Annotated in this window: 10 protein-coding genes; 6 read left to right on the top strand and 4 right to left on the bottom strand. The window is 41.7% G+C overall.

Translation table 11 applies throughout. The features are described from left to right. Positions 1-268: 268 nt before the first annotated feature. Positions 269-1,498, bottom strand: a complete 1,230-nt coding sequence (locus BLR53_RS14145; protein ID WP_037441208.1) for an HD domain-containing protein — start codon at positions 1,496-1,498, stop codon at positions 269-271. Between the two features lie 101 nt (positions 1,499-1,599). On the opposite strand from BLR53_RS14145, the gene porX reads away from it, so the two are divergent. The 3 genes from porX to BLR53_RS14130 are packed head-to-tail and all read left to right on the top strand — an operon-like array spanning position 1,600 to position 4,854. Beyond that, on the top strand, positions 1,600-3,153 hold the full coding sequence (gene porX / locus BLR53_RS14140; protein ID WP_074590582.1) for a T9SS response regulator signal transducer PorX: 1,554 nt from the start codon (positions 1,600-1,602) through the stop codon (positions 3,151-3,153). A gap of 7 nt (positions 3,154-3,160) precedes the next feature. After that, positions 3,161-3,586, top strand: a complete 426-nt coding sequence (gene tsaE, locus BLR53_RS14135) for a tRNA (adenosine(37)-N6)-threonylcarbamoyltransferase complex ATPase subunit type 1 TsaE (protein WP_074590580.1) — start codon at positions 3,161-3,163, stop codon at positions 3,584-3,586. Between the two features lie 41 nt (positions 3,587-3,627). After that, positions 3,628-4,854 carry an alanine dehydrogenase gene (locus tag BLR53_RS14130; protein WP_037441195.1) on the top strand — a complete coding sequence of 409 codons (1,227 nt, stop codon included), beginning with the start codon at positions 3,628-3,630 and terminating at the stop codon, positions 4,852-4,854. 3 nt (positions 4,855-4,857) lie between these two features. Here BLR53_RS14130 and BLR53_RS14125 read toward each other — a convergent pair whose 3' ends face one another. Together BLR53_RS14125 and BLR53_RS14120 are read right to left on the bottom strand one after the other, a co-directional pair. Further along, positions 4,858-6,030: an MFS transporter gene (locus BLR53_RS14125; RefSeq protein ID WP_037441192.1), complete on the bottom strand. Its 1,173-nt coding sequence runs from the start codon at positions 6,028-6,030 to the stop codon at positions 4,858-4,860. A gap of 54 nt (positions 6,031-6,084) precedes the next feature. Then, the gene (locus tag BLR53_RS14120) at positions 6,085-7,413 is read right to left on the bottom strand and encodes a D-alanyl-D-alanine carboxypeptidase/D-alanyl-D-alanine-endopeptidase (protein ID WP_074590577.1); all 1,329 of its coding nucleotides are present in this window, start codon (positions 7,411-7,413) and stop codon (positions 6,085-6,087) included. Positions 7,414-7,510: 97 nt separating this feature from the next. Here BLR53_RS14120 and BLR53_RS14115 point away from each other — a divergent pair, with 97 nt between their 5' ends. The 3 genes from BLR53_RS14115 (at position 7,511) to BLR53_RS14105 (ending at position 11,379) form a co-directional block, all read left to right on the top strand. Further along, a complete protein-coding gene (locus BLR53_RS14115; RefSeq protein WP_074590862.1) occupies positions 7,511-10,018 on the top strand; it encodes a zinc-dependent metalloprotease in 2,508 nt (835 codons plus the stop codon). Positions 10,019-10,159: 141 nt separating this feature from the next. Continuing rightward, a complete protein-coding gene (locus BLR53_RS14110; protein WP_051759908.1) occupies positions 10,160-11,083 on the top strand; it encodes a hypothetical protein in 924 nt (307 codons plus the stop codon). A 104-nt stretch (positions 11,084-11,187) separates the two neighbouring features. Next, positions 11,188-11,379, top strand: coding sequence for a cold-shock protein (locus BLR53_RS14105; protein WP_037441187.1), 192 nt, complete (start codon positions 11,188-11,190; stop codon positions 11,377-11,379). A gap of 392 nt (positions 11,380-11,771) precedes the next feature. On the opposite strand, the gene BLR53_RS14100 is transcribed toward BLR53_RS14105, so the two are convergent. Further along, on the bottom strand, positions 11,772-12,023 hold a 252-nt coding region (locus tag BLR53_RS14100; protein ID WP_143007859.1), incomplete at its 5' end, for an integrase core domain-containing protein.

Raw genomic sequence — 12,023 nt, 5'->3', positions numbered from 1 at the left:
CCACAGTTTCACCCCACTGGGGAGAAATTTTTTCTACCGATGAAGGCAAAAAAACATCAAAATTTCTAAAAACTATAATAGTTAGGTCATGAAAAGGAGTTTTAAATCACATAGATTTATTATATTTGCTACTGATTTACAAAGAAATTGAGTAAAAATGAATGCAATGAGCACCATTACTAAATCGTTACCGACAACGATTTCCAACAGTGTAAACCCCTCTATTTAAGCTCCTTTTTGCTACATTAATTTTTTTTAAAAAAAAATGCTAAATTATTGTAGGATAACACAGGATGTGTTTCCTGACGGTTTTATCTAAGGATTTAAGGTTAGCCAAATCTGACGCTTTTGCAATATCCAGTATATCAAGATTTTTCATCAGAATACTGATCGTGCTCCCTCCACCGGAAATATGATAGGCCCGGTTGCTGATCTGGTCAGTGAATACAAAATAGGCTGCTTCTTCAGCACTGATTTTATAGGTGATCATTGCATGATCGAGCAGACGTTGTATCCGTTCGGGATCAGGAGAAGCATTAGAAATTTCTGTTTTATATAAATTCCTGCTAACCAGCATCCGGCAAAGCAGGGACAGAATCCGGTCCCCGTTGTCCTGCCAAACCTTTACCGAGGTAAAGATATCCTGATCATCCAGCCTTGTGAATTGCTCCAGATGTAAAGGATCAGCAAAAAAATTGGCTGAAGACAATTCATTTTCTAAAAAGTGTGACAATGCGGGGGTAGCAAATAAACTTACACCATTCCTTGAAAGCTCTTTAGCCCTTTTGAGAATTTTAACCAGCAATTGCTCTCCGGAAATAACCGTTTTATGCAAATACACCTGCCAGTACATCAATCGCCTTGCAATCAGGAATTTTTCAATACTGTAGATCCCTTTTTCTTCAATAACCAGATGACCGTCTGCGAGATTAAACATCTTTATAATACGATCAAAACTGATCACTCCCTCACTTACCCCTGTAAAAAAACTGTCCCTGTTAAGATAGTCCATACGATCCAGATCTAACTGACTGGAAATCAACTGGTGTAAGAATTGTTTTCGATACCCGCCCCTGAAGATTGAAATTGCCATATCCAGACGTCCGTCGAATTCCACATTCAGCTTTTCCATAATTTGCATGGAAATGTCCTCATGTTTTATATCTCTGACTAATGAATGCTCCAGCGCGTGCGAAAAAGGACCGTGCCCAACATCATGCAATAAAATTGCAATGGTAGCGCTCTCCTCCTCTTCCACGCTGATTTCATGCCCTTTACCTCGTAATACTTCTATTGCCAAACTCATCAGGTGCATGGCACCAAGCGCATGATGAAAACGGGTATGCAATGCTCCCGGATAAACCAGGTGGGTCATGCCGAGTTGCTTGATATAACGAAGCCGCTGAAAATAAGGGTGAGACACCAGATCAAAGATCAGTTCGGACGGAATTTTGATAAACCCGTAGACCGGATCATTTATGATTTTCTTTTTGTTCAATCAGGTAAAATAAATTATACGGTACAAAAATTGCTATTTTTATCGGTAATCAGAAAGAGATCACTTTTTTTGAAGAATTATTTACACTAGACACTCAAATAATGCAGGAAACCAAGATTTTATGGGCCGATGATGAGATCAACTTATTAAAACCACATATATTATTACTGAACGAAAAAGGATACCATGTCACTACCTTCACCAACGGCAATGATGCGTTAGAAGCATTTGGTAAAGAGCACTTTGACTTAGTTTTTCTTGACGAGAATATGCCAGGTATGAGCGGATTGGAAACTTTGTCTGCCATAAAGAACATTAAAAATGACGTTCCCGTGGTATTGATCACTAAAAGTGAAGAAGAGAACCTGATGGAAGATGCTATCGGTTCTAAAATTGACGATTACCTGATCAAACCTGTAAACCCTAAACAGGTATTACTAACTATCAAAAAAATCATAGATAACAAGAGGTTGATCAGCGCAAAGACCTCCATGGCTTATCAGCAGGATTTCAGAAGACTAGGTATGACACTGAATGATAAACTGAGCTATGAAGAATGGGTAGAAGTTTATAAAAAACTGGTTTTTTGGGAACTTGAACTCGAAAAACTAGATGATCCGCAGATGCACGAGATTCTCACCATGCAGAAGTCTGAGGCGAATACACAGTTTTCTCGCTTTATAGAAGATAATTATCTTGGTTGGGTAAACGGTAAAGAAAAACCTCCGCTGCTCTCTAATGAGCTGCTGAAGAAAAAAGCTTTCCCGCATATCAACCCCAATACACCAGTTTTCTTCATCCTCATTGACAATCTGCGTTATGACCAGTGGAAAATCATTAACCCGCTGATCACAGAACATTTCAGACTCGATGAAGAAGATATATATTCCAGTATCCTACCGACAGCAACGCAATATGCCCGAAATTCTATTTTTTCCGGTCTGATGCCGCTGGAAATGGAGAAAAGATTCCCTAAGCTTTGGCAGAATGATGACGAGGAAGGTGGCAAAAACATGCACGAAGAAGAATTCCTCGCCGAACAGATCAAACGCAGTGTACGTCATGACTGTAAATTCAGCTATCATAAAATATTAACTTATGATGACGGTAAGGCGCTAACAGATCAGGTAAATAAACTGATGCAGAATGAGTTTAACGCTATCGTTTACAATTTTGTTGATATGCTTTCTCATGCCCGTACTGACATGGCTATGATTCGTGAACTGGCAAACGATGACGCAGCTTACCGTTCGCTTACTTTAAGCTGGTTTGAACACTCGCCACTTTTGGAACTGCTCAAAAAGCTTTCTCAAAAAAGAGTAAAAGTAGTTATTACAACTGATCACGGAACCATAAGAGTTAAACATCCGAGTAAAGTAATCGGAGACAGGAATACGAATACTAATCTGCGTTACAAACAGGGACGGAACTTGAATTATAATGCTAAAGAGGTGTTCCTGATTAAAAATCCACATGAGGCACAACTGCCTAAAATCAATATTAGTTCTAATTATATCTTTGCAAAAGAAGACCGTTATTTTGTTTATCAGAATAACTACAACCAGTTTGTGAATTACTATAATGAAACCTTCCAGCACGGTGGGATTTCATTGGAAGAGATGATCATTCCGGTTGCAACTTATAGCTCAAGATAAAATAAATATGCAATTAGTTATACAAGATCTGAATGGACTCAGTGCTGCCGCAGAAGCAGTGCTGAGTTTTGCCGGAGACCACCGGATAATTATTTTTGATGGTGAAATGGGTGCCGGTAAAACCACTCTTATTAAGGCCATCTGTGCCGCATCAGGCGTAACTGACATTGTCAGCAGCCCAACGTTTTCCATTGTCAACGAGTATGAATCCCCTAAAGGACCCATTTATCATTTCGATTTTTATCGGATAAAAGATATCAGAGAAGCCTATGATATAGGTTATGAAGAATATTTTTATTCCGGTAATATCTGTCTTATTGAATGGCCGGAACGTGTTGAAGAACTCCTTCCGGAAATCTATATCCATGTGCAACTGGTTGCAGATAGCCCAGATCAGCGAACCCTAACCTGCAGTCTGGCAGGGAATATTTAAATAAATTTCTTAATTTCAATCGCGTATAAAACTACTGCATAATGAGTACAGGATTAAGGGAAGAAATGGCATCAATTGCTCAAAAAGGCATGTTACAGCCAAAGGAAATGCTATCGGAATTGAAACCGAAGCATAACAGGCTTTATATTGGTATTCCAAAAGAGATCTCTTTTCAGGAGACCAGGATTGCATTAACCCCGTTGTCTGTGGCCCTGCTCGTCAACAATGGCCATAAAGTAGTTTTGGAAAGCGGAGCCGGAACAGGTGCTAATTTTTCTGATAAGGACTACAGTGAACAGGGGGCCATGATATCCTTCGATAAAAAAGAAGTCTTCCAGGCAGATATCATTGTCAAAATTGCCCCGCCGACACTGGAAGAAATTCAGCTCATGCATAAAGGGCAGACCTTGATCTCAGCGCTGCAGATGGGCGATCTGAAAGAAAGTTACCTGAAAGCTCTTTTACATAAAAAAATAAATGCGCTTTGCTTTGAGCACCTGCGTGATGAAGGAAATATCCTCAGCGTGGTTCGTGCGATGAGCGAAATTGTTGGTGCAACTTCTATTTTTATTGCGGCAGAATACCTGAGCAGTGTAACCGGGGGGAAAGGGCTCATGCTCGGTGGTTTTACCGGAGTTCCTCCGACAGAGGTTGTCATTCTGGGTGCAGGCACAGTTGGTGAATATGCGGCTCGTACAGCGTTATCACTTGGTGCAGAGGTCAAAGTATTTGACAGCTCCATCTATCGCCTCAGAAGACTCCAGAACAATCTTGGCAGCCGTGTATTTACATCTGTCATGCAGCCGATTGTATTGGCTAAAGCTGTGACTACCTGCGATGTTGTCATCGGTGCGATCAGAGCGACAAATGGACGCAGCCCTTGTATTATCATGGAAGAAACAGTTGCAAGAATGAAACCCGACAGCGTGGTAATCGACGTTAGTATAGATCAGGGAGGGTGCTTTGAAACTTCCAGGGTAACCAATCACAAAGACCCTGTATTCCGGCTGCACGATGTTATTCACTACTGTGTTCCGAATATCGCATCCCGGGTACCCCGCACAGCCTCTTATGCTTTGACCAATATCTTTACGCCGATTCTCGTGGATATAGGCGATATGGGCGGATTGATGGGCATGGTGTGGAATAAACCCGGAATTAGAGAAGCCTTGTATATCTACCAGGGCCATCTCACCAGTAAAGACCTTGCCAACCGTTTCAACCTGCCTTTCAAGGATATCGAACTATTGGTTGTATCCAACCAGTAAATGCTAACTGGCCTTAACCGGCTTCCAGATAAATTGCAGATAGACCAGCGCGAGCAGGGTTACCCCTGTACACAGAAAAAAGGTATAAGGTATGGTGCCGATATCGTCAATAAATATCCAGCCAGCCAGTAACGCACCGAATCCAATTCCTGCTTCAAGGGCTATATACATGGTTGCCATCGCTTTTCCCCGGTGTTTTGGGTCACTCAGATCTATGGTCCAGGCATTTGCAGAAGGCGAAAGCATACCCGTTGCCACGCCGTAAAGCGCAGATGCAGACATTAACGAGAATACTGACGTAGCCAGTCCAATCCATAGCAATGCCACAGAGAGCAGTACGAGGCTTATTTTCATAATTAAAATTCTTCCATAAGTATCAGAAGCTTTTCCGGCTACAAAGCGGATCAATAGAGACGTCAGTGTAAAAACCATAAAAAACAATCCTTTATTTGCTGTACCAAGAAAGGACCCCCAGTCTCCAATAACCGTTAAAATCACGCCATAACTTATATAACTCAGTAAAGTGATCAATGCCGCAGGAATGACCCGCCATTCGATAATATCACTTCTTTTGATTTTAAAGAGTGACAGACTAAGCTTTTGTTTCTCTTTTAAAGTCTCTTTCATATTCCATAAAATCACGATAGACATCAACGCAAAAACCGAAGAACAGTAAAAGAGAATATCGATAGAGAAATGATTGGTGATTAAACTTCCTATTGCCGGACCGATCGCAAGCCCAGTACTAAAGCAGATTCCATGTACCCCCATAGCTTCTCCCCACCTGTTTTCCGGAACGAGATCTGCAACGTAAGCGGCAGTTGCAGTCGGCTTAAATCCGGTAGAAAAGCCGTGAATTAACCGTAGAAATAAAAACCCGGCTACTGTTGTCAGTACCGGATAAAGAAACCCACAGATAAAACAAACTACAGAGCCTACAGCCATTACAGGCACGCGGCCGATTGTGTCAGTAAGTTTCCCGCTGAACGGCCTGGAGAAGCCGGCTGTTAAAGTAAATAACGCGATAATCAATCCTTTATAAGACGCACCGCCCATTGCACTCAGGTATGCAGGTAATTCAGGAATAAGCATGTTGAAGCTGGCGGAAAACAAAAAGGAACTCAGACAGACTAGTCCGAACTGTAAAGTATAAATCGTATCCGCAGGTTTTTCCATAGGCAAAGCTAGTAAAAAACCTGATCAGATTAACCGGAACAGCTTATAATACGCTTAATAATGGTCATGAATATAGCTCATTAGCCGGACCAGTTCCTTCCGTACCTCAACCGCAGAACCTGTAAAATTATTATTCATAAATGAGAACAAGTAAGTTTTTCCAGTTTTCGTCTTAACAAAACCACTTTGATTATACACACCCGAAAGCGTACCTGTTTTCCCATAGACAAATGGCTCATCAGTGGCAGGATAAGCATTTTTGAGCGTTCCTGTCTTTCCTCCGGAAGGTAGCATGGAATATAACTTGTCACGGTCTGCTACAGCCGAATCTATCAGATGAAGCACTTTAATAACGTCCCGGGGAGTGAAAAGATTCATCCTGGATAAACCTGAGCCATCAACCCATTTAGGTTTATCCGGCAGCCCTGCCAGCTCATGACTAAGCGCATGAGCTATCGCATCTTTCCCGTTGAGTTCTGCCTGAAAGCTATCTGCACATAATAAAAGAAGGTGTTCTGCAATAAAATTATCACTAGGCAGCATCATTTCACGCAATACATCTTCTTTACGTGACTGAAAAATAACAGCAGCCTGATCTGGCAATTTCTTTTTAACCAGACTTACAGGTTTCTGTAGCACATCTGACAACAAATTAACCGTCAAAGTACTGCTTGTCTGGTAAGGAATCTGCTGCTGGTACCCTGCAGGAACCTGCTGCCGGGGGGCCTGAAACCGATTGGCCTTCCAGTCCCTGCGCACAATAAATTCGGCAGGTTTAAATGTGCTGTCTGTGAAAAGATCCGTCCGGAACAGTCCGGGAGACAGTTCAAGTTTTCCAGACACTGCCTGGAGAGAAATCATATTGTCACTTATAGGCAACTCGGTAATCTCGGCCTGATAATAGTCATTATAGTCATCCCATGACCATCCTTCTCCATAAACACTGCCAGTATAACGGCCGGCTGCGAAATACAAAGTCTTATTACTAGACTTCAAAAAATCCAATGCCCCCCGAGCTTTTAACTTGCCTTGAAGCAGAGAAGGATCTCCTGTTCCCCAGAAGATCAGTGAATCTCCGGATATGATATATTTCATAGCCGGAAGGCTATCAGGAAGCATTTTCCATGCTGTATAAAAAGTGAACAGTTTGGTATTGGATGCAGGCACAAAATACTGGTCTGCATTCTTTCCATATAAGATGCGTCCATCTTCAGAACTCGCTAGTGCAAAACCGGTAAGGTGCCCGCGCATTAACTCCGAGTGTGCAAAGAAGTGGTCTATTTTTTTATTCATCTGGCGCTGAACCGCACATGCCTGGAAAAAAAAAGGCAGTAGAAGGAATAAAAACCAGCGTTGAAAAGAGACCGGAACCAATAGTTTCATTCAGTTAATTTAGGTATTTAAACGACATTTACTATTACACGGCTAAATTACATCCTCTTTTTTGGCAATAAGGCATCTGATTAATAAATTGCCGGCTATGAACGTTCCTACCAAACTACTTACCCTGGCGGGTATCGGTATGCTCTGTATACTGAATAGCAATCCGGCTATAGCCCAGAAAAAAAACAAGAAAGATAAAAAGGGCATCCCAGCGGCAGCTCCGGTCGTAACCCCTAAAAAAGAGGGCATTAAATCTTTCAGTGATCTGATTAACGACAAAGCTAAAGTAAAAAGAGGCATTTTTAATACTTACAAACAAGATGAAAAATGGTTTTTTGAGATTCCGGACAGCCTGCTCAACCGGGAAATGCTTGTGGTCACACGCTTAAATAAAGTACCCGCAGGGGTTAGTGTCGGCAACCAGCAATACGGGGGAGAGCAGCTTAACGAGCAGGTCTGGCAGTGGGAACGCAGAGGTAAACAGCTATTTATCCGGGTTCCCGGATATGCGGTTCGGGCGGACAGCACCTCTGATATGTATCAGTCAGTCAGGAATTCAAATTTATCAACCATTCTGGCCAGCTTTGATATCAAAGCCTACAATAAAGACAGTACCGGCGTCATTGTAGACGTAACCGATTTTTACAACGGCGATGTACAAGCAATAGGTGCGACAGACAAATTGCGCAAAGCTTATAAAATTTCGGCGCAGGATCCGTCAAGATCATATATAGACACCATTAAATCGTTCCCCCTGAACATTGAAGTGGTAACCGGAAAAACCTACCGGTCGGCCGAATCTCCTATTGATAACAGCCTGGGTGCTATCACCTTTGAGTTTAACACCTCTATGCTCCTGCTGCCTGCTGTACCGGTTAAGGCACGGATCAGGGATGCCCGCGTCGGTTATTTCGGTCAGTCTCAGATTGATTATGGAACTCAGGCACATAAAGCCGAGCGCACAGCTTATATCCATCGTTGGAACCTGGTACCTAAAGATACGGCAGCTTACCTTCGCGGAGAATTATCTGAGCCTGTAAAACCTATAACTATTTATATCGACCCGGCAACCCCTAAAAAATGGGTTCCTTACCTCATTCAGGGTATTAACGACTGGCAGGTCGCTTTCGAGGAGGCCGGATTTAAAAATGCAATTATTGGAAAACCTGCTCCCTCAGCAGTAGAAGATCCGGACTTCAGCGTAGAAGATTCCCGGTACTCCGTTGTCCGCTATTTCGCATCTAACATTTCAAATGCCTACGGCCCGCATATAGCTGACCCGCGTACCGGACAGATCCTGGAAACACATATTGGCTGGTATCATAATGTCATGAACCTGCTGAGAAACTGGTATTTCGTACAGACTGCAGCAATAAATCCTGTAGCCAGAAAAGCACGTTTTGACGACAAAACCATGGGCGAGCTGATCCGATTTGTGTCTTCACATGAAATCGGACATACCCTGGGTTTACCACATAACTTTGGCTCGAGTTACGCTTATCCGGTAGATTCCCTGCGCTCCAAAAAGTTTACTGATACCCACGGAACCGCTCCTTCTATTATGGATTATGCACGTTTTAATTATATCGCACAACCAGGAGATGGAGTAACGAAATTACATCCGGAAATCGGGGAATACGACAAATGGTCAGTAAAATGGGGATATACCTGGTTTCCCGGAAACTTGAGTCCTGAAGCAGAAAAACTTAAACTTGATGAGTGGACTAAAGAAAGAGCAGGAAATCCTATCTATTACTACGGCCGCCAGGGTACCTCGCTCGACCCTCGCCTTCAAAGCGAAGACCTTGGCGATAACGCCATGAAGGCAGGAGCTTATGGAATTGCCAATCTGAAACGTATCCTCCCGAATATAGAAAAATGGACCTACGAAAAAGGTAGTGATTACAGCGACCTCAGAGAGATTTATACCGAAGTAATTGCTCAATATAACCGCTACATGGGCCATGCACTGACGAACGTCGGCGGTATGAATGAAAATTTCAAAACCTATGATCAGAATGGACCGGTCTACACTTATCTGGGTAAAGCTAAACAGAAAGAGGCTTTAGCATTTTTTAATGCACAACTTTTCAATACGCCACTTTGGCTCATTAACAATGAACAACTGAGCAAATTTGACAACGGAACTATGCTAAACAGAATTAAAGCTGTACAAACAGGTACCTTGAATAGTCTACTGAACCCTTCACGCCTTGCAAGGCTGCTGGACAATGAAACAAAAAATGGAATTTCGGCATCATACACGCTTCCTGAGCTATTTTCCGACCTTCGTACAGGTATATTTACAGCAGGCCGTCCAGACGCGTTTAAACGCAATCTACAACGCGCTTATATCGGGCAGCTGAATTCATTAATGCAAAAGGAAATGGAAGCTCCTGCAGCATTTCCTGCTGATGCACTGGCCAGTTTCGGAATGACACCAGTGGTGGTATCCCTATCAGATATCCGTCCGTTGGTCCGGGCAGAACTAAAAACACTTTTACTCAACTCCCGTCAGCGTGCAGCAACAGCAGATGTACAAATCCGAGCACATTATGAAGATCTCAACAACAGAATTAATGAGGTACTGAACCCTAAAAAATAATTTTTCAATCAGATTTAAAACCGTATAGCTATCAGCTATGCGGTTTTTTTTTGCCAGGACTTTTATACCCCCCGTCAAAAGATTAGGTTAAACGGTAAAGGGCAGATATATTTGTCTGTAAATTCCGTTCGTTATATGCAAATGAGATACTTATCATTCTTAACTTTCTGCCTGATTACAATGCTGATGGCCTGTCAACAGGAAAAACCAGTTAAAAAAGAAATTAAAGATTTTAAATCAGGTATTGAGTCCGTAAAAGGAATCCGTTATACAGAAGTAAAAAGACGTTTCAGCAACGGCTTGTCATTTGACACGACAGGATTTCAGCAGGAACCGAGCTGGATCATTGAATTCTATTCTGCCGACACTGTACTTGCATGGGATCCCGCACAGCAAAAAATGCAGGGTTTCCATCTTCATCATGACCATAAAGACGTTTATAATTTTGCTAAAGAATGGTTCCGTTTTAAATCTGTAAGTAAAGACAGTCTGGTTTTCCAGCGTCTTCAAGTTACCAGTAAAGCAATCGCAGACGATATCCGTTCAGATGTAAATATGACTTTTTATGCAGACTCGTATATCAAAAAATTGAGCAGCAGTGCTGAGGTGCTGCAGCGACCAAGTAAGGCGGACACTACGTTTATAAAACAGATGATTGAACGCGCAGAGCGAAATCCAACTAATGCAGACAGCGTTTTTGCAGGAAGAATTCCTGTTCAGCTAATTCCCAGGGATAATCGTATCCAGGTTCAAAAGATCAGTACAGTTGACAAACTAAATGGCCGCACTGAAGCTTATGACTATCTGTATCCACGGTTTCGGATTATTATTCCGGATTCTTATAAAGACTTTGGTTTCGAATTTAACGTATTGGTAGATAGCAACGGTAAAATGCACCTGGGTAAATTTTATATGAATATGCCGGAATACAAAGAAAGCCGGAAAAAGGTACTCCAGGGGATTATCGATGTGTACCTCACTAGTTTATTAATAATTAAACCAGGCACTACATTAGGGCTCCCTCATTCCAGCGAAATAACAGTGTCTGTAAAAGGAAAAAAATAGCGCTAATACCCTGTGAAATAACATAATTAGCAAAAAAATGTCCATATGCAGATTATAAAAATAAAATCACTACATTGCAGACTTAATTATTAATACTTAATACAATGCAAGAAGGAACAGTAAAATTTTTTAATGTAACTAAAGGTTTCGGATTTATCGTACCAGCAAACGGCGATAGCGAAATTTTTGTACATTCAACAGGCCTAATCGATGAAATCCGTGAAAACGACAAAGTAGAATACGATGTTGAAAGCGGTAAAAAAGGTTTAAATGCGATCAACGTTAAAGTAATCTAGAATTATTTATAACCATTCGTAGAAGCTTCCTGGTATCAATCAGGAAGCTTTTTTTATGCGCAATCCCCGCGTATTCAATCCATGGATTCAATTCTCGCCCCCGCGCGTTAAGCTTAACATACTCTTTCGTTCGGGTCATTTAGTAATTACCCTTGTCATTTCTGCTTCTGTTTGCTAACATTCAACCGGGTTTATATGAATAAAAACGAGTTTAATCGGGTCAACCTCGGGTTAAGCCCCTATTTAATCGGGTCAACTACGAACAACACCCGAACAAGACTCTAACGAGATACCCCCGTGGCTTTGAGTTTGTCTTATCCTGAAATGGCTATACAGTTTACTGAATTAATTTTAGATAGACTATACACGCAAATTTGTTATTCCTGTATCAATTATACAAGTTGCTTTTCATTTGGTTTGCACCATTTAGGTTTCCATCTTTTTTTCAATGGCCCGTGTTTCAGGTGTGCCTGCTCTGGAGTTAGATAATCACAACTAGCATGGGGCCTTAATTGATTATAGGTTTGGATATTTTCTCTTATCTTTTGGGTAGTTTCCCTAAAACCAACTTTTGAGCTATGCAAATCAAATTCTGATTTTAGTATCCCGTTTACCCTTTCTGCAATGGCATTTTCATAAGGACT

Origin of the sequence: Pedobacter antarcticus, from assembly GCF_900103515.1 — a bacterium.
GTDB classification, from domain to species: Bacteria; Bacteroidota; Bacteroidia; order Sphingobacteriales; family Sphingobacteriaceae; genus Pedobacter; species Pedobacter antarcticus.
The sequence above is the reverse complement of the archived record's forward strand: the minus strand, read 5'-3'. Positions and strand labels throughout refer to the sequence as shown.